This window comes from Robertmurraya korlensis (genome assembly GCF_023715225.1).
Lineage (GTDB): Bacteria > Bacillota > Bacilli > Bacillales > Cytobacillaceae > Robertmurraya_A.
Window position 1 is genome coordinate 282,675 of record NZ_JAMBNS010000004.1, and the last position, 16,737, is coordinate 299,411.

Here is a 16,737-nt window from a genome sequence, read left to right on the forward strand (position 1 = left end):
CTATTATGTATAAACTTTTAATTGTTGATGATGAAAAAATTGTAATTGAAGGTTTAAAATCAGCAGTTAACTGGCAGGAGCATCAGATTGAAATTGTAGGATCTGCATCAGATGGAGAAGAAGCACTTAAAGAAATCATGAATAAAGAGCCTGACATTGTCTTAGTAGATATAAGAATGCCTAAATTAAATGGATTGGATTTAATTCAAGAAACAAAGGCTCTTAATCTTGATACTGTTTTTATCATTATAAGCGGTTATTCAAAGTTTGATTACGCCAAAAGGGCTGTTCAACTCGAGGCTATCGACTATCTAGTTAAACCTATTGAAGTAGAAGAAATTGTTCATTCTATTAAAAAGGCCATTTTAAAAATAGAAAAGATAAAAAATGAAAAACAAGCAACTGTGCAGATTAATGAATATCAAATGGCTTTAGAAGAAAAGCGTGTCCTTGATTACATTTTAGGCCAAAGATTTGTTGTGCCGGAAAAGGACCAAAAGCTACAAAGTTTTTCTTTTTTTAACATCGGATTGAAGGGGTTTGACTGGGATGATTCAAATAACATTGAGAAAATTCAAGCTTCCTTAGAGAGTTTAAAAAGCCTATTGGAAAACAGGAAGATACAGAACTTTGTCTATACGATTGATAGTGAAATCGTCATCATGATTTCAAATGCTGGTTCAGAGCTAGGGAATGACTTGGTTCAGGATCTTGTGTCATTGCTCTTTCATGATATGAACATAAGACCGATGGTTGGAGTAAGTAATATCTATGTAACTATTTCGGACATAAAGAAAGCCTATAGTGAAGCAAAAGAAGCGTTGAAAAATGGTCTTTTTTCAAACCAGTTAATTACCTATTATAAAGAATTAGAAACGTTCAATCATTCCTTTGGTAATCGTATTATTGAAAAAATTGATACATTTTTTAATGGAAAAGGCCCAAACCTTCTTAGCAACATGAATCTTTTCATTGACAAAGTTTTTCTCGATTGTCAAAAGAGTAGCCTCCCCCCAGAAAAAACAAAATACGTCTGTTTTAAAATCGTTAATCATTTCTTGGAATATATCGAAAGTGAATATGAAATAAATAAAAGTGGCGGCGACCGATATTTAGTTTACCAAGAATTAAATCCACTGCAGTCTTTTGAAGAAATCAGAGTTTGGCTAGAACAATTTATTGGGCAATTCACTGCTAATTTAAATGAAAATCACGTGTCATATAATGAAAAATTAATCATCGATTTAAAAAGTTTCATTAATGCTAATTATAAAGAACCAATTGTCTTAGATGATTTAGGCAAGCTATTCCATAAGAACCCTGCCTACCTTTGTAACTTGTTTTCTAAGGCAGTTGGCAGCACCATCTTTGAATATATTACAAAGGTCAGATTAAATAATGCCAAAAAACTGTTAAGAACCACCAATTTAAAGGTATCCGAGATTTGTAAACAGGTAGGCTACGAAAATCAAAAATACTTTAATCAAGTATTCAAGAAAAATATCGGAACAACCCCAGGTATCTATCGTTCACAGCACATACTAAAGTAAATATTGGATGAGAGTAATTTGCTGGGGGAGAGCACATGAATTTATGTGCTCGGACGAGTGTGTAGTTAGATGGTAAAGGAATAATTACCCACAGAGTTGCTTAGTTGAGAAGGAAATCAGTTGTAATGTTGATAAACCCACCAACATCTAATGTGTTGTCAATTACACTTCACGCACGTTGAAGGTGTTCCTAACCTAATATTAAAATAATAGAAAAGGGTACCCAGTAAAATCTTACTGAGGTACCCCTTCATCTGTATTTAAAACACTTTCGTAGTCCAATCCTCACAATTCCAAATATCAGTCGCAATTTCACGATAGAAATCAGGTTCATGTGATACCATCAAGATACTTCCGCGATATGCCTTTAACGCACGCTTCAATTCTTCTTTTGCGTCCACATCCAAGTGATTGGTAGGTTCGTCTAGAATTAATAAATTCGTTTCTGTGTTTAGAATTTTACACAATCGAACCTTGGCTTTTTCGCCACCAGAAAGGACTTCGATTTTACTTTCAATATGTTTTGTCGTTAATCCACATTTTGCAAGAGCAGCACGGACTTCAGCCTGATTCATACTTGGGAACTCGCTCCAAATCTCTTCAATACAAGTGTTGTAGTTGGACTGTTTAACTTCCTGCTCGAAGTACCCGATGTATTGATACTCACCACGTTCCACTTTACCCTCAAGCGGATTAATCAACCCAAGAATACTTTTTAAAAGAGTAGACTTCCCAATACCGTTTGCACCCACGAATGCAATTTTTTGTCCGCGTTCCATTTTTAAATTCAGCTGGCGAGAAAGTGGTTCATTGTAACCAATAACCAAATCTTCAGCCTCGAAAATCCAACGACTAGAAGCACGAGCTTCTTTGAAAATAAACTCTGGTTTCGGCTTCTCTTTACCCAATTCAATAACTTCCATTTTGTCGAGCTTCTTTTGACGAGACATCGCCATATTACGGGTCGCAACACTTGCCTTGTTACGAGCAACAAAATCCTTTAAATCAGCAATTTCTTGTTGTTGACGCTTGTAAGCAGACTCTAGCTGTTGCTTCTTCATTTCATATATTTTTAAGAAGTTATCATAATCACCAACATAGCGGTTCAACTCTTGATTTTCCATGTGATAGATCAAGTTAACCACATTGTTCAAGAATGGAATATCATGTGAAATCAAGATAAATGCATTCTCATATTCCTGTAAATAGCGCTTCAACCATTCGATATGCTGTTCATCCAAATAGTTCGTAGGCTCGTCTAGTAATAGGATTTCAGGTTTTTCTAGTAAAAGCTTAGCTAGCAACACTTTCGTTCGTTGCCCGCCACTAAGATCATCAACATCTCGATCGAGTCCAACAGCGTCTAACCCTAGACCACGAGCCACTTCCTCAACTTTTGAATTAATTTGATAGAAATCATTACTATCTAACGTTTCTTGTAGCTCTCCAACTTCTGCAAGTAATGCATCGATATCGGCGCCTTCATCACCCATTTTTGCATAAAGTTCATTAATCTCTGCTTCAGCATCAAAAAGATATTGAAAAGCAGTACTCAAAGCGTCACGCATTGTAGTCCCTTTTTGAAGTACAGCATGCTGATCTAGATAACCAACACGAACTTTTCGTGACCACTCCACTTTTCCTTCGTCGGGTTGTAACTTCCCAGTAACAATATTCATGAAAGTAGACTTACCTTCACCATTTGCGCCAACTAATCCAACATGTTCGCCTTTTAATAGTCGAAAAGACACATCATTAAAGATTGCACGATCACCAAAACCATGACTTAAATTTTGTACGTTTAATACGCTCATTTTTTTAACCCCTTATCTAATGTCACATGAAGATATCTTACTAGATTTAGACTAGATTTTCTATCTTGAATTTTTTTATTTGCAAAATGTAATCCGATTATTGGGCTAAATTGAGTCTGCCTCTTCATTATTAAATGAGGGCATTTAATTATATTTACTTTAGCGTAATAAATTGGGTTAGAGACGGAAGGATTTTAAAAAACAATGTAACTCATCAACATCCCAAGGAGCCAAGCTCTATAGGAAGTTCATACTCTCTTTAAATTTCATTAACATATTTCCCTATTATGTTTCGGTGAAAATTCGTCTCCTAATGGATTAAAATTAACTTTAAAGCTACAGCTACAAAAAATCTGGAATTTGGGTGATTATTGCTTTTAAATCTAGACTTCCTTTGTTATATCATACTTTATCAACTTTTGTTTGCTATAAATTTTTTCAAAAAGAATGCCTGTTAAGTAGTAAAAAACGAGGCCAAAACAAATGTGAATTAGTGTAAATTTTGAACCAAATGAAGTGAGTTCATAGACTAGAACTGGTAATTTCACTGTTGACCAAGCACCTAAGAAAAACACTATATAGCGGACACTGGCTCCTTTTTTCAATAAGAGTACTGCAATTGGAAAGGCAATATAAAGAGGGCCTGCAGCTACCGTTGCTAATAATAAGGTGAAGAATACACCATATATACCTGATTTTTCACCCATATATTGAATAAGTGATTCTTTCTTTACCCACTGATCTAATAATCCCACTAATATGAATATAGGAGGAAGGAGGAATAACATATCCAAGATACTTTTACCAGTTATCTGAATGGTTTTCATAGCTATAGATTGATTTATAAATGCAATAATAAGAAGTCCTAATAATAAAATGAAAAAGAACCGATATCTTTTTAGCTTTTTCATGTCATTACCACCCCAATAATCAATGCAAATATAAGAGACATTATTATGGCAGAAATATTTCGAGCATAAGCAAAACTTCTTCCAAAAGTTTTTTGTTCCATAGATAAAGTTACAAGGCCTACAGACATCATTGTTGACATTAATACGGCTACTTGTGGAAGAGCAGCACCATGTTGAATGATGGTATGTCCAAGAGGAAAGACAATAAAGCTTGGAACTAAAGCTATTGAGCCAATGATTGTTGAGTAAATGATACCTAGTAAGCCGGAACTTTCGCCAATAATGGATGAAATAAGAGACGGTGTCAATAAGGATAATGCTAGCCCAATGAAAAACATAATGGCTAATAAATCCGGTAAAACATTGTGAAACATCTTCCATGAATTTAAAATGGCTTCCTTTGTTTTATGTTTGTCTTTTATGAAGGAAACACCAAAATAAATAGTCGCAATAGTATAGAGGATAATTCCACTAATCATTATTTTTTTCCTTGCATTCTTTATATCTTTCAAGGAAAAACGATAAATTTTTAATTTTAACTTCGATATCTAGTTGAAACTCCTCTAATTTCCTTTTACCAACTACGGTGATTTTGTACATCCTTATCGGTTTATCTCGATCAGATGCATACAGATAAGACTCTACAGCACCTTCTTCCTCTAATTTTTTTAATGTACGATATAATATGGAACTGTCAATTGGATTGATGGGAAGCTCTTCCTCACACTTTTGAAGGAGTTTCCCTCCATAGTTATCTCCCTCTGTTAAAAACAGCAATAGGAATGCACCTGTATGTCTCCCTGTATGTTTCATAAGTAAATAACCTCCATTTTTTACCAATGATATATTACTGTTAATAACAGTATGCTGTCATTAACAGTAATGTGTCAATTTTTTTTCTTTGTGATAATAAAAAAAGTATGTGAAGGAATAAAGGGGGCGGTTCTTCTGGATGTTATTCAACTGATTGAAGATGTTTCAGTTCAAATGGGGGATATTCAGGCGGCTAGTAATGAATAACGGTATACGGAGTGTATCATAACTATGAGAGTGACTAGAAAGGAGATTATTCTTTAAGTATCATCATTGAAGATAATAACAGTGAACCTTTATTGGAATTACCAAAGCACACAAAATATGAAATCTTCAAAGTAGATAGAGGAGATGCTCAAGGGGTTGTAAACACTTGGAGGAAAATATGGGAGCGTGAAAATGCTGGTACATTGGCTAGGGCATACTCCTATGATTTTGAGAAATATGACCCTGATGGTGAAATTGAGATTTACATAGCATTAAAATAGCTTAAATTTATTCAATAAAAGGGGCATTCCTTTAAGATGTTCCTTTTATTTATTGAGGGAGTTTAGTTTCACAAAACTTATTGATCAGCCTATAAATTAACAAACGCAAAAAATTAATTGACTCAATGCGTTCGTAACTAAATAGTCGCCTGTTTGGTTTGCGAATTCCTAGAATAATCACATGTCTGGCTAAAGTCTAAGCTGTCAAATTTGATAAAACACCTTTGAAGTCGTAATAAGGGCTTTTTTGACAAAAAGTTTTATTGACAAGAGACGCTAATTGGTAATACTATATACTAGTAGTCAGTATTACTGAATATCTGTAATACCAAATACCTGTGTTACAGAGTACTGAAAAAATATAAGTAAAATATAAATGGAGGTAGAGAATGGAAAATATCACGGAAATGCTGAAAGGGGTGCTTGAAGGTTGTGTGCTTGAAATCATCAGCCGTGGAGAAACTTACGGATATGAAATTACACAACAGTTGCGAGAACTTGGCTTCACTGATGTGGTTGAAGGCACAGTTTATACGATTACCATGCGGCTTGAGAAAAACAATCTGGTGGACATCGAGAAAAAGCCATCCACTATGGGACCCCCGAGAAAATTTTACACACTCAACGCAGCAGGTCAAGAGCATCTTAAGATTTTTTGGCAAAAATGGGATTTCATCTCAAGTAAAATCAACGAACTTAAGACTAAAATAAATTCAAAAGGAGAGAAGTAAAATGAATTTTTTTGAAAAAATTATCGGAAGTTTGGATGACAAGCGGGAATGGAGGGAGATGGAGGCACGTGCAAAGGCACTTCCAAGTGAGTACCGAAACGCTTACAAAGCTATCCAAAAATATATGTGGACTGCTGGTGGTGGTCCCACCGACTGGAAGGCCAGCAGCCGTATCTTTGTTGGCATTCTCGACCTTTTCGAGGAAGGAGCTGCGGATGGCAAGAAAGTCACTGACCTTACGGGCGAGGACGTGGCAGCTTTCTGCGACGACTTGGTGAAGGATGAGCAAACTTGGAAGGACAAATATCGCAAGAAGTTGAATGATTCGATTGGTCGTGGCTAACGGTGAATTCCAAGTGGAGTTTCGTCTAGCATCGACACTTAACCATGCAAAACCGTCACTGGGGAAGACTTGGCTTCCATACCGACGAACGAATGGCTACCGCTACAACCTATATCGACAATATGGGGGAAGATTTGAATCAGTGAATCATGAAGCAGTTGGAAAAAAGTAAATTCAATAGATTATCTCGACTGAATAGCTGGTTACCAATGAAATGTGCCACCTTCACTATTCAGTTATATTTTTAACTAGGTAGTAAGTAATACAGAATATCAGTCAGACAGAGTAGTGGAATATAGTCAGTCTAGCAACTTGCTGCTCTTATGATAAGGAGGAAAAAAGTATGAGTAATGCAGCGATTTCTGTAAAAGGGTTAAAAAAATCCTTTAAAGATAAGGAAGTCTTAAAGGGGGTGGATTTTGAGGTGCGGCGTGGCGAAATTTTCGCCCTACTGGGCTCAAATGGAGCAGGAAAGACGACGACGGTCAACATCCTCTCGACCCTGATGAAGCCCGATGGCGGCGAAGTCGGTATTTGCGGCTTTGACGTCCAGCGTCAACCAGATCATGTTCGCCAGAGCATTAGCCTGACAGGGCAGTTCGCAGCTTTAGACGGAATGCTCACAGGAAGGGAAAACCTGATGATGATAGCCAAGTTACGAGGAGTTTCCAATCCCGCTCAAGTCGCTGACAATCAGCTTGCAAGATTCAGCCTGACCGATTCGGGCAACCGCCGGGCGGATAAGTATTCCGGCGGGATGAAGCGCCGGCTTGACATCGCCATGAGCCTGATTGGGTCGCCAGAAGTGATTTTTCTCGACGAACCAACGACAGGGCTTGACCCCGAAGCGCGGATGGAAGTTTGGGATACCGTCAAGGAGCTTGCCGGCGGAGGCACGACCATCTTGCTGACAACCCAGTATCTGGAGGAAGCCGAACAGCTGGCTGACCATATTGCCATCCTACATGGTGGGAAAATCATCACAACAGGCACCCTTAAAGAACTCAAAGAGATGTTCCCGCCAGCGAAAGTGGAGTATATCGAGAAGCAGCCAACATTAGAGGAAATTTTCCTCGCGATCATCGGCAAAAAGGAGGAGATGTAAATGAAAAGCAATACAGGGGTAATACTAGGACGATTAATGCGCAACATCAAGCGCAGCCCGGATACGATTATTACGGTGGCAATTACGCCGATTATGATGATGCTGCTGTTTGTCTACGTATTTGGCGGCGCCATAGAGACAGGTAGCGACAACTACGTCAATTATTTATTGCCTGGAATCTTGCTGATGGCTATCGCTTCTGGCGTCGCTTATACTTCCTTGCGGCTATTTAACGATGTAAAGAGCGGACTGATGGCGCGTTTCATTACCATGCCCATCAAGCGTTCATCGGTATTGTGGGCTCACGTGTTGACATCTCTTGTTTCCAATGCGCTTACTGTCGTGGTCGTTATCCTCATCGCGCTCTTGATGGGCTTCCGTTCCAGTGCTGGTTTCCTGGATTGGGTCGCGGTAGCTGGGATACTCGGGCTGTTTACGCTGGCGCTGACATGGCTGGCGGTGATTCCCGGATTGACAGCAGGGTCTATGGAAGGGGCGACAGCCTACTCGTATCCGCTGATTTTCCTGCCGTTTATCAGTTCGGCCTTTGTCCCAACCGAAACCATGCCTAAAATTGTCCGTACGTTCGCTGAGACCCAGCCCGTGACTTCAATCGTGAATGCGATTCGAGCCCTCTTGTATGAAGGGGCTGTTGGCAACGAAATCTGGATCTCGCTTGCCTGGTGCGTCGGTATTATGGTCATCGCTTACTTCTTCGCCAATAAAGCATTTAAACGACAGTTAGGGTAAGGTTATTAACGTAAGGAACTTTAGATTACATTTTGTTGGAATGTAATTCATAGTTTTTTCAATTGAAGGAAGAAATTTCAAGGCGAGATATGGAAGAAGAACTTCTAAGCACAAAGCTAGGATTTTTTCTCCCTATGTCTATGAAAAACCAATCTTATATAAATTAAAGCATAAAAGACTTCCTTACAAAAAGAGCATTGTTCTTGCACTCAATACCTAAAAAACGCCTGAACTTCCTAAGATGTAAAGGGAGGCAGGTGTTTTTGGTGTTTTACTACATTAAAAATATTTATGGCGGTGTTTGGATAACATACTACCAAGTAGAATGATTATACTATTATCGGGAGGGGAAGGAATGTCTGAATTAGAACCATTTGAATATGAAACAGGTACTGCCATTCGTGACTACGATATTATCGAAATTAAACCGACTGAAACTGGATACGAAGTAACATTAGATGTGAATTTAGACAGTGGTTATTCACTATCCAAAACAAAACTAGAAATTTCACAGGAAGATTTAGAAGGATATGAAACAAATGCAGTCGAAGAAGGAATTAAATATGCATTAGGATTTTTTAGTTAGGGAGCCATCCAGAGGGTCCAGACTATCCCAAGAAAGTCAGATGTATTTTGAATATGGTGAGGGTGCAAGAGTAGAAGAAAGGGTCGCTGCGGCGATCTTTTTTATTTATTGAGCTAACGATTGCGATATTTTCTTCCACAAAAGGGGAGGTTTATGGAATAGTTTATTCTATTTTCTATTTATATATTGAAAGATTGTTGGTACAATTTGGATAAATAAATGGTTTATTTACTCAAAGGGTGAGAAATCAAATAATGAAAACAAAGATAATGCTTAGTTCGTTAATTATCTTTATAGCTATCTTACTTAGTTTTACTATGGGGAATGTAGTATCGATACTATCGTATTGGTTTTTATCAGCTCTATTAATTTACTATGTATTTCGTGAAAAAGATATTGAAGAAAAGGAATAGAGCTTCTACAAACAGGGTCTTGATCTAAAGGATTATGGCCTTTTATTTTTGAGTGTACAAAAAAAAATTATTAAATTTATTCAGGACGTGGTTAAATGAGTTCATATATGTTTATAGCAACAAATTATGAAATACCAAAAGTAGATAATACAAAGGCCAAATATATTACTGTGCAAGAGGCTATTGATTTAGGAATAAAACCACATGAGTTAATACCATGGGAGGAGATGGACCCTAATGCCCAAATATTATTTGTTGAAAATGAAGACGATTTAGGTGAATTGGTCATCTCGAAAGAAACATCTTTTGGAGTTTGTGGGTATACAAGTTATTCATTCGTTTATGAAGTGAATTTTGTATTTTCAGAATTAAGGGCAAAGCAATTACTAGAGTATCTAAAAGAAAATCTTAGAGAAGGACAGATATTAGAATTATGGAGAGTCTGGATTGGTCATGACGATGATAAAGTAAATATTCCATTTACTAGTTGTAGGTATGAAGAATTATCTCTAAATCATCTGATACAATTGTATAATTGGAAGCATGCAGAATATAAAGTGCAAGATTGTTTAGTAATAGAAAAATAACAATATAAATAACACTTATATAATAAACGCTGATCTTTGACAGCTTGGATAGTTATGTCTATACCTTAATTTCTCTCGGAGCTGAACATTATGAAAATAATAATTAGGATTACAACATTCATAATCTTTTGTATCTACTAGCAGTACTGACAAAACTTATTTTATTTAAATATCTACCATTACACGAGGTATTCAATCATCTTGATTTTACTTTTAATCAATATCAGTGGAGGTCAAGTAATTTTATACCATTTAAAACAATATTCTTTTACTTGTTCCTGGCAGACATAAACTTGAGTATTAGAATTGAAAACTTAGCTGGAAACATACTCGGTTTTGTACCATTCGGTTTTCTTGTCCCTATACTAACAAGGAAATTTTTGAACACAAAGTCAATAATTAAAGCAACTTTTGTTCTAAACTTAACTTATGAATTCTATCGTACATTTAATTATTCAAAAGGGCAGCTGCCGTAACCAAACTTGTCTTATATGCATCTTCTATTAAAATAAGGAGGTGTAACGTATATGCCATGTGTTCGGGATGATTTAGTTCAACCAGTCTGCTTAACAATTGTCTACAATATTTACACTGGAGCTCTTATATCTTCGACACTTGAATGTGGTGAGTGTACTGAAGGTACTGAATTTGACTTTGAAACAAAAAACCTTACTATTAGAGTGCCGTTTGCTGTCGAGGGAATCCTTACAATTAATGACAATTTCCAAGCGAGTTGTGTTACAAAAAATGTGTTTCTAAGCCCCCCTCAGAACCCTCAGCAGCCGATAATAATACAGGATAAAAAAGACAAAGAAAAAAAGAAAAAGAAGTAGAGGTTAACGCAAATCTTAAAAAACTTTTTATTAAGGGTAACAAACTTGATTTAAAAGTTTTAATTTAACTAACCGGGGCGATTCTTCAATAATGGAGGATCGCTTTTTCTTATTCGACTAACGGGGAAGTTTTATGGAATAGGAATTTGAGATAGTTTACAATTATTTCATATTTTATAATATTAAGGAGAAGCTATGCGACTAGTAAATGGCGAATATAAACAATACATAAATGGTGTGGAACACTGGGTAAAAATTGAGGGTGCAGAGAATCACACTACTCCTTTGGTAATTATTCATGGAGGTCCTGGAGGGAATTTATATTCTTTTGAACGTACTACAGGTCCTCTACTATCAAAAAATAGGACGATTATATATTATGAACAACGGGGTTGTGGAAGAAGTGGAAGTCCTGATTCTAAAGATGCCTTCACTTCTCAAGATTTAATAACAGATTTTAATGACATTCATGAATGGATAGGTTATGAAAAAGTAGACTTGTTTGGATACTCTTTTGGTGGTGAGTTAGCACTAGAAATTACTCATGCATTGCCTAGCAAAATAAATAAAGTAATCATTTCAAGCCCTAGCTTAATAGGTTTAAAAACTCAATTCCTCATTCAAATTGCAGGTTTTATGTCTATTGCAGATACAACATTCATATCAGTAATAGAACGTATACTTGAAGAGCAAGGGACGATTGAAGAAAAATATTTACGTATTTGGAAAGCTGCAGATATATCAACTGTAGATCGGTTGTTTTTTGAGAACCAAGATCTTGCCAAAGAATACAGACGTTTAACTCAAGAGAGTAAAATGAACAATACTGGTCTTATGTTAAAAGCAATACAGAACAACCCACCTGTGATTCCTTTAATTGATAGGTTAAGAGACATAACCCATGACATTTTAATAATCACTGGTGTTCACGATAGAAACTCTGGGATACCAATTTCCAACCTTATTCATAGACAATTGAATAACAGCACCTTAATCCTCTTTAACAAAAGCGCTCACTTTCCTTATATCGAGGAATCTAAGCTGTTTCTTGAACAGGTTAACATCTTTCTATGATTATTCAACTAACGGAGCAGCATTCCTTTAATGAATGAAAATGAGGTTTGAACAAAAAAAGAACCTCTTGGTAGAATGAGAGAGTCCTATATCTGGCCAGCAAAAAAGGACAATCTCAAAGGTTACGGCTGGTTGTGTATAGTTACATTCTTATTTATCTTTTTTGTATCCATCCAGGTTTTCTTTTTGAAGTAAAGGCGGCATTGATTCTAAAAGGATTAATGCCCTTTGTTATGGAGACTATTATTGTAGAAAAGAGCAGGATTGTTTAACAATGGGGATTAACTTCAACGGTGTAAATTTCATAATGATGGGAGTATTTTTTAGATGTCAAACTACAAAGATGAAGAAATGCTAACAGGAGGAAATATCTCAACCGTATATCGTTCTGGAGATACTGTTCGTAGAAATTTAAAGCCAGACAGTACCAAAATTCACAAGCTATTAAAGCACTTGGAAAACAAGAGGTTCATTTATGCACCAAAGTTTTTAGGTATTGATGAAAAAGGTAGAGAGATCTTGTCATTTATTGAAGGAGAAGCTGGTAATTATCCTTTAAAAGAATATATGTGGTCTAATGATGTTTTAAAAGAAATAGCTAAGATGCTTTGTCTCTATCACGATTCTGTGAGTGATTTTCCAATGGAGGAAGGTTGGCAGTCAATAGATAACACTCCGCAACCATTTGAGGTCCTTTGTCATAATGATTTCGCTATATATAATATTATTTTTAATCATAAACGACCAGTAGGTATTATAGATTTTGACGTTGCTGGACCTGGACCGAGACTTTGGGACATTGCCTATACCCTTTACACTTGCGTTCCCTTAAGTAGGGTTTATCATTCTGAAACAGGTGAGGCAGTTTTTTATAATTCTTTAGACCACGCTGAACGCAAAAAACAAAGAATAAAATTGTTTTTTGAATCCTACGGGGAGGAATTGGAAGAAGGCTTTTTGGAGATGGTATTGTTGCGATTAAAAGGGTTATGTAAAACAATTGAAAGAAAAGCGAACGAAGGCGATCGTGCTTTTCTAAAAATGATAGATGAAGGACACCTTGAACATTATCAAAACGATATTGAATTCATTCGTGAACACGGAAAAGAGTGGATTTAAAGAGGAAAAGGTTTTGTTGAAGTAAAGGCGGCGATTCTTCCTTACGGGAGATCGCTTTTTCCTAGTTGTTGTTCTAAAGGATCAATTTTGTTGAATAAGAATAGAAAGCCATTATGATACAATTGCTTAATACAGCTAGAAAAGGTGGCAGTGTTATGACAATCAGATGGGATGAAATTACCTTAGATAATTTAAGTGCTTTGGAAAAAGTATTTGAAATATATGATCGCACTTTTCCAATTGAAGTCCGTGAATCACATAATATATTTGAAAAAAGTTTACAGTACGCTAAAAATGAGAGGTTTAACAATTACCGATTTTTAGTTGGATTTGAAGGGGAGAAACTTGTTTCTTTTGCTACAGGACATTATTTTGTAGACGTAAATTCGGGTTTTATAGTTTATATAGTTACAAACCCTATGTTAAGGAGTAAAGGGGTCGGAACTCAAACTCTTTTAAAATTAGAAGAGTTATTAAACGAAGATGCACTTTTAGCAGGTAATCCTTCACTTAAAGCACTCTTTTTAGAAACAGAAACAAAAGATATGGTACATACAGAGGAAGAAAAAGAAAATTGTATTAAAAGAGATAGGTTTTTTTCAATGAATGATTTTAAGCGATTCCAAAAAATCGATTATTTACAACCACCATTACATTTAGGTGAAAATAATGTTCCATTAAATCTTTACATTAAATCTATACAAACAAGTAAGATCACTGAAGCAGAAATTGTTGAAGTAATTAGAGTTATTTTCAAGGAGAAATATTACTTAGTAAATGGAATACAAAAAGATATTCTTCACCGTTGTCTGGAGGAGATGGGATTAAAAAGGCAGGAAGTAGTTTTTTAGTTCTTATAGAACAATCGTTGCAGGTTTATTGAATAAAGATTTTTATATTAAAGGGGAATATCCCTTAAATCTAGAACTATTGTGAGGAGTGAGTTTGTTTAAATTGAGGTGTATACAATGGGGAATATAAAAAAGTTAGAGCCAATAGAAGCAGCAAAACAGTTTATCAATGAACGTTTTCCTTATTGTCAGGGAGCTATACTAGCTGGGAGTGTTGTGCGGGGAGAGCATACGGAAACATCTGACCTTGATATTGTTATATTTGATAAGAATCTTAATAGATCATACAGAGAGTCGTTAGTAGGATTTGATTGGGCTATAGAGGCATTTGTACATAACCTAACCTCGTACAAGGAATATTTTAAGATAGATTCTGATAGAGCGAGACCATCACTAGCTAGAATGGTTTCAGAAGGGATCGTCCTAAAGGATGTTGGTATTATTGATTCAATTAAAAAAGAGGCTAATGAAATATTAATTATGGGTCCAGAATTATGGTCAATGGAAACGATTAATACAAAGCGTTATTTTATCTCGGATGCTCTGGCTGATTTTAAAGGGAGTTCTAACCGAGCAGAAGATATTTTTATAGCAAATACACTAGCTGATTTAACGAGTGAGTTTGTATTAAGAAGTAACGGTAAATGGATAGGTGCCTCAAAGTGGATCGTTCGATCATTAATAGAATTTGACAAGGACTTTACAACTCGTTTTGTCGAAGCATTTGATACTTTTTATAAGACTGGTACCAAAGGACAAGTTATACAATTGGTTGAAGAAGTTTTGCAGCCATATGGTGGTCTGCTGTTTGAGGGTTTTTCCTTGGGCAAAAGTTAATTACTTAAACAAACGGGGCATTAATCCAAGAAGGATTAGTGCTTTTTAATGTTTAATTCTTATTGTAGAAAAGAAGCAGTTTTATGAAATAAGTGTTAATCAAACATATGGTAAAATTAGGGTAGAGGAGGGGGCATATATGAATATTAGAGAGTATATAGGTAAAAACCACGAACATTCTTCTTTTGATTTTAATGTTCATCAAGTTGAATATTACTTCATTTGTAACCTTATTAATGGACTAAATAATAATGGATCACCAACTAATCCTGACAGTCACCAAGTGGGAATTGAATGGGTTCAAATTAACGATTTACTAGATTATAGAATATATCCGAAGGAATTAAGAAGATACATAGTAAGATATTCTAGGAATGAAAAATCTCCTGTTTATTTGGGAGATATAAACTAGATAAAGGGCGATTCTTCCATAATTAAATAAGGAGTTTAGCAATGGAAAAGTGGGATTTATTTGATAAGCATCGTAATAAAATAGAGAAACAAATAACTCGTGGAGATGAAATGACACCAGACGAGTTTCATTTAGTGGTACACGTATGTATATTTAATTCAAAAGGTGAAATGCTTATTCAGCAGCGTCAGCCCTTTAAGCAAGGATGGTCGAACCTTTGGGATATCACCTGTGGTGGTAGTGCAGTTGCAGGCGATACAAGTCAGCAGGCTGCTTCAAGAGAGTTATTCGAGGAGTTGGGAATTCATTATAACTTTGAAAAGGTTCGTCCACAATTTACTATTAACTTTGAACGTGGCTTTGATGATTATTATTTAATTGAATATGACTTGGATTTGAATGATTTGACGTTACAGACTGAAGAGGTGCAAGCAGCCAAATGGGCTTCTAAAGAGGAAATCTTAAAGCTAATCGAACTAAAACAATTTATACCTTATTATGAAAGTATCATTACGTTTCTTTTTGAGGGCCGACATCATTATGGCTCTATTCGTCTTTAAATGAAACGTGCAAGAAAGTTTGGACACATACTAAAAGCCACTAACACTATAAAATCAGTGTTAGTGGCTTCCTTAAATAAAAGTAAAGCCTTTCTCTTGTGTCGCTATAGAAGCAGGATAGTTAAAAAAGGGGTAGCGTCAGGAAAACGCAGATTTACGCAGGTAAGTAATTCTGAATTTATGAGCTGTTGTACTTGCAGTTCCTGCTGAGAAGTAAGGTATTATTAATCGAATAAGTAGTATTATAAGCCATATAACCTACATACAACATTCTGGAACAATCCGATAAGAGGTTGTTCCCTTTTCTATTTATACTTTAGATTATAAAAGGTCATAAAAATCCAATATTTTTTCAAACCAGATGAAGGTTAGCTACGTCTATTATATGTGAGAGGGTGATAACAAGATGAATGGACTAAAACAACTGGCGGTGACAGATGAAAGTATGTTGCTTGAGAGAGAGGAAATAATTGATCAATTAATGCAAGAATATAGCGATGATATCCTGCATCTCGTATATACATATGTTAAAAATCGAACAACAGCAGAAGATTTAACGCAGGAGATTTTTTTAAAGTGTTATGAAAAGTTAAATCAGTTTAATCAGCAGGCAACACTAAAAACATGGGTATATCGTATTGCTAGTAATCATTGTAAGGACTACTTAAGAAGCTGGCATTATCGCAAAATAACACTTAGCGATAAAATTTTGGATTATATACCTTCGAAATCAAAACAGGTTGAAGAAGAGATTATCGCGAATAGTGAAGAAAACATCTTAACAAATGCTGTCATGAATTTACCTCTAAAGTACAGAGAAGTAGTATTTCTGCATTATTATGAAGAACTATCATTAGCCGAAATAAGTAAGATTACGACAGTAAATATAAATACAATAAAAACTAGATTAAAGCGTGCGAAAGAATTATTAAAAGACAAGATGATCGAGGAGGTATAGGA

23 protein-coding genes are annotated in these 16,737 nt (G+C 35.7%); 19 read left to right on the forward strand and 4 right to left on the reverse strand.

What is annotated here, in order from left to right; all coding sequences use genetic code 11:
- Window positions 1-5: 5 nt before the first annotated feature.
- Window positions 6-1,550 (forward strand): response regulator, encoded by a 1,545-nt coding sequence (locus M3175_RS10065; RefSeq protein ID WP_251518522.1) that lies wholly within the window; start codon window positions 6-8, stop codon window positions 1,548-1,550.
- Between the two features lie 260 nt (window positions 1,551-1,810).
- Here the strand turns inward: M3175_RS10065 and M3175_RS10070 are convergent, their stop codons facing one another.
- From M3175_RS10070 to M3175_RS10085, 4 genes are all read right to left on the reverse strand, one after another.
- On the reverse strand, window positions 1,811-3,364 hold the full coding sequence (locus tag M3175_RS10070) for an ABC-F family ATP-binding cassette domain-containing protein (protein WP_251518524.1): 1,554 nt from the start codon (window positions 3,362-3,364) through the stop codon (window positions 1,811-1,813).
- Between the two features lie 383 nt (window positions 3,365-3,747).
- On the reverse strand, window positions 3,748-4,275 hold the full coding sequence (locus M3175_RS10075; protein WP_251518526.1) for a permease: 528 nt from the start codon (window positions 4,273-4,275) through the stop codon (window positions 3,748-3,750).
- Window positions 4,272-4,754 carry a hypothetical protein gene (locus M3175_RS10080; protein WP_251518528.1) on the reverse strand — a complete coding sequence of 161 codons (483 nt, stop codon included), beginning with the start codon at window positions 4,752-4,754 and terminating at the stop codon, window positions 4,272-4,274. The genes M3175_RS10075 and M3175_RS10080 overlap by 4 nt, the downstream gene beginning before the upstream one ends.
- A complete protein-coding gene (locus M3175_RS10085) occupies window positions 4,747-5,088 on the reverse strand; it encodes a PadR family transcriptional regulator (protein WP_251518530.1) in 342 nt (113 codons plus the stop codon). The genes M3175_RS10080 and M3175_RS10085 overlap by 8 nt, the downstream gene beginning before the upstream one ends.
- A gap of 272 nt (window positions 5,089-5,360) precedes the next feature.
- Between M3175_RS10085 and M3175_RS10090 the strand changes: the two genes are divergently transcribed.
- The 18 genes from M3175_RS10090 to M3175_RS10170 all read left to right on the forward strand — a co-directional run bounded on the left by M3175_RS10090 (window position 5,361) and on the right by M3175_RS10170 (window position 16,735).
- A complete protein-coding gene (locus tag M3175_RS10090; protein WP_503328607.1) occupies window positions 5,361-5,576 on the forward strand; it encodes an effector binding domain-containing protein in 216 nt (71 codons plus the stop codon).
- Window positions 5,577-5,965: 389 nt separating this feature from the next.
- Window positions 5,966-6,307 (forward strand): PadR family transcriptional regulator, encoded by a 342-nt coding sequence (locus M3175_RS10095; protein ID WP_251518532.1) that lies wholly within the window; start codon window positions 5,966-5,968, stop codon window positions 6,305-6,307.
- 1 nt (window position 6,308) lies between these two features.
- On the forward strand, window positions 6,309-6,650 hold the full coding sequence (locus M3175_RS10100) for a DUF1048 domain-containing protein (protein ID WP_251518533.1): 342 nt from the start codon (window positions 6,309-6,311) through the stop codon (window positions 6,648-6,650).
- Window positions 6,628-6,822 (forward strand): hypothetical protein, encoded by a 195-nt coding sequence (locus M3175_RS10105; RefSeq protein WP_251518534.1) that lies wholly within the window; start codon window positions 6,628-6,630, stop codon window positions 6,820-6,822. Before M3175_RS10100 ends, M3175_RS10105 begins: the two co-directional genes overlap by 23 nt.
- 171 nt (window positions 6,823-6,993) lie before the next feature.
- Entirely contained in the window at window positions 6,994-7,755 is a 762-nt protein-coding gene (locus tag M3175_RS10110; protein ID WP_251518535.1) for an ABC transporter ATP-binding protein, read from the forward strand.
- Entirely contained in the window at window positions 7,756-8,505 is a 750-nt protein-coding gene (locus M3175_RS10115) for an ABC transporter permease (RefSeq protein WP_251518536.1), read from the forward strand.
- Between the two features lie 355 nt (window positions 8,506-8,860).
- The gene (locus tag M3175_RS10120) at window positions 8,861-9,091 is read left to right on the forward strand and encodes a hypothetical protein (RefSeq protein ID WP_251518537.1); all 231 of its coding nucleotides are present in this window, start codon (window positions 8,861-8,863) and stop codon (window positions 9,089-9,091) included.
- A 254-nt stretch (window positions 9,092-9,345) separates the two neighbouring features.
- Complete coding sequence (locus M3175_RS10125) at window positions 9,346-9,504, forward strand: hypothetical protein (RefSeq protein ID WP_251518539.1); 159 nt, start codon at window positions 9,346-9,348, stop codon at window positions 9,502-9,504.
- 95 nt (window positions 9,505-9,599) lie between these two features.
- Window positions 9,600-10,091, forward strand: coding sequence for a magnesium transporter (locus M3175_RS10130; RefSeq protein ID WP_251518541.1), 492 nt, complete (start codon window positions 9,600-9,602; stop codon window positions 10,089-10,091).
- Between the two features lie 128 nt (window positions 10,092-10,219).
- Complete coding sequence (locus tag M3175_RS25145; protein ID WP_371321676.1) at window positions 10,220-10,567, forward strand: VanZ family protein; 348 nt, start codon at window positions 10,220-10,222, stop codon at window positions 10,565-10,567.
- A gap of 51 nt (window positions 10,568-10,618) precedes the next feature.
- On the forward strand, window positions 10,619-10,924 hold the full coding sequence (locus M3175_RS10135; protein ID WP_251518543.1) for a hypothetical protein: 306 nt from the start codon (window positions 10,619-10,621) through the stop codon (window positions 10,922-10,924).
- 195 nt (window positions 10,925-11,119) lie between these two features.
- Window positions 11,120-11,998: an alpha/beta fold hydrolase gene (locus M3175_RS10140; RefSeq protein ID WP_251518544.1), complete on the forward strand. Its 879-nt coding sequence runs from the start codon at window positions 11,120-11,122 to the stop codon at window positions 11,996-11,998.
- Window positions 11,999-12,325: 327 nt separating this feature from the next.
- Window positions 12,326-13,117, forward strand: a complete 792-nt coding sequence (locus M3175_RS10145) for an aminoglycoside phosphotransferase family protein (protein WP_251518545.1) — start codon at window positions 12,326-12,328, stop codon at window positions 13,115-13,117.
- A gap of 155 nt (window positions 13,118-13,272) precedes the next feature.
- On the forward strand, window positions 13,273-13,968 hold the full coding sequence (locus tag M3175_RS10150) for a GNAT family N-acetyltransferase (protein ID WP_251518546.1): 696 nt from the start codon (window positions 13,273-13,275) through the stop codon (window positions 13,966-13,968).
- 117 nt (window positions 13,969-14,085) lie between these two features.
- A complete protein-coding gene (locus M3175_RS10155) occupies window positions 14,086-14,805 on the forward strand; it encodes a nucleotidyltransferase domain-containing protein (protein ID WP_251518547.1) in 720 nt (239 codons plus the stop codon).
- A gap of 139 nt (window positions 14,806-14,944) precedes the next feature.
- Window positions 14,945-15,217, forward strand: a complete 273-nt coding sequence (locus M3175_RS10160; protein ID WP_251518548.1) for an NUDIX hydrolase — start codon at window positions 14,945-14,947, stop codon at window positions 15,215-15,217.
- Window positions 15,218-15,258: 41 nt separating this feature from the next.
- Window positions 15,259-15,777, forward strand: coding sequence for an NUDIX hydrolase (locus M3175_RS10165; protein WP_251518549.1), 519 nt, complete (start codon window positions 15,259-15,261; stop codon window positions 15,775-15,777).
- Window positions 15,778-16,222: 445 nt separating this feature from the next.
- The gene (locus M3175_RS10170; protein WP_251518550.1) at window positions 16,223-16,735 is read left to right on the forward strand and encodes a sigma-70 family RNA polymerase sigma factor; all 513 of its coding nucleotides are present in this window, start codon (window positions 16,223-16,225) and stop codon (window positions 16,733-16,735) included.
- The last annotated feature ends 2 nt before the right edge of the window (window positions 16,736-16,737 follow it).

What these genes read in the sequence shown, in the direction of transcription:
- M3175_RS10110 (WP_251518535.1), top strand. Translation starts at nt 6,994, where the DNA reads ATGAGTAATGCAGCGATTTCTGTAAAAGGGTTAAAAAAATCCTTTAAA.
- M3175_RS10170 (WP_251518550.1), top strand. Translation starts at nt 16,223, where the DNA reads ATGTTGCTTGAGAGAGAGGAAATAATTGATCAATTAATGCAAGAATAT.
- M3175_RS10115 (WP_251518536.1), top strand. Translation starts at nt 7,756, where the DNA reads ATGAAAAGCAATACAGGGGTAATACTAGGACGATTAATGCGCAACATC.
- M3175_RS10120 (WP_251518537.1), top strand. Translation starts at nt 8,861, where the DNA reads ATGTCTGAATTAGAACCATTTGAATATGAAACAGGTACTGCCATTCGT.
- M3175_RS10150 (WP_251518546.1), top strand. Translation starts at nt 13,273, where the DNA reads ATGACAATCAGATGGGATGAAATTACCTTAGATAATTTAAGTGCTTTG.
- M3175_RS10160 (WP_251518548.1), top strand. Translation starts at nt 14,945, where the DNA reads ATGAATATTAGAGAGTATATAGGTAAAAACCACGAACATTCTTCTTTT.
- M3175_RS10130 (WP_251518541.1), top strand. Translation starts at nt 9,600, where the DNA reads ATGAGTTCATATATGTTTATAGCAACAAATTATGAAATACCAAAAGTA.
- M3175_RS10125 (WP_251518539.1), top strand. Translation starts at nt 9,346, where the DNA reads ATGAAAACAAAGATAATGCTTAGTTCGTTAATTATCTTTATAGCTATC.
- M3175_RS10085 (WP_251518530.1), bottom strand. Translation starts at nt 5,088, where the DNA reads ATGAAACATACAGGGAGACATACAGGTGCATTCCTATTGCTGTTTTTA.
- M3175_RS10070 (WP_251518524.1), bottom strand. Translation starts at nt 3,364, where the DNA reads ATGAGCGTATTAAACGTACAAAATTTAAGTCATGGTTTTGGTGATCGT.
- M3175_RS10075 (WP_251518526.1), bottom strand. Translation starts at nt 4,275, where the DNA reads ATGAAAAAGCTAAAAAGATATCGGTTCTTTTTCATTTTATTATTAGGA.
- M3175_RS10140 (WP_251518544.1), top strand. Translation starts at nt 11,120, where the DNA reads ATGCGACTAGTAAATGGCGAATATAAACAATACATAAATGGTGTGGAA.
- M3175_RS10105 (WP_251518534.1), top strand. Translation starts at nt 6,628, where the DNA reads ATGATTCGATTGGTCGTGGCTAACGGTGAATTCCAAGTGGAGTTTCGT.
- M3175_RS10135 (WP_251518543.1), top strand. Translation starts at nt 10,619, where the DNA reads ATGCCATGTGTTCGGGATGATTTAGTTCAACCAGTCTGCTTAACAATT.
- M3175_RS10155 (WP_251518547.1), top strand. Translation starts at nt 14,086, where the DNA reads ATGGGGAATATAAAAAAGTTAGAGCCAATAGAAGCAGCAAAACAGTTT.
- M3175_RS10065 (WP_251518522.1), top strand. Translation starts at nt 6, where the DNA reads ATGTATAAACTTTTAATTGTTGATGATGAAAAAATTGTAATTGAAGGT.
- M3175_RS10080 (WP_251518528.1), bottom strand. Translation starts at nt 4,754, where the DNA reads ATGATTAGTGGAATTATCCTCTATACTATTGCGACTATTTATTTTGGT.
- M3175_RS10145 (WP_251518545.1), top strand. Translation starts at nt 12,326, where the DNA reads ATGTCAAACTACAAAGATGAAGAAATGCTAACAGGAGGAAATATCTCA.
- M3175_RS10095 (WP_251518532.1), top strand. Translation starts at nt 5,966, where the DNA reads ATGGAAAATATCACGGAAATGCTGAAAGGGGTGCTTGAAGGTTGTGTG.
- M3175_RS10100 (WP_251518533.1), top strand. Translation starts at nt 6,309, where the DNA reads ATGAATTTTTTTGAAAAAATTATCGGAAGTTTGGATGACAAGCGGGAA.
- M3175_RS10165 (WP_251518549.1), top strand. Translation starts at nt 15,259, where the DNA reads ATGGAAAAGTGGGATTTATTTGATAAGCATCGTAATAAAATAGAGAAA.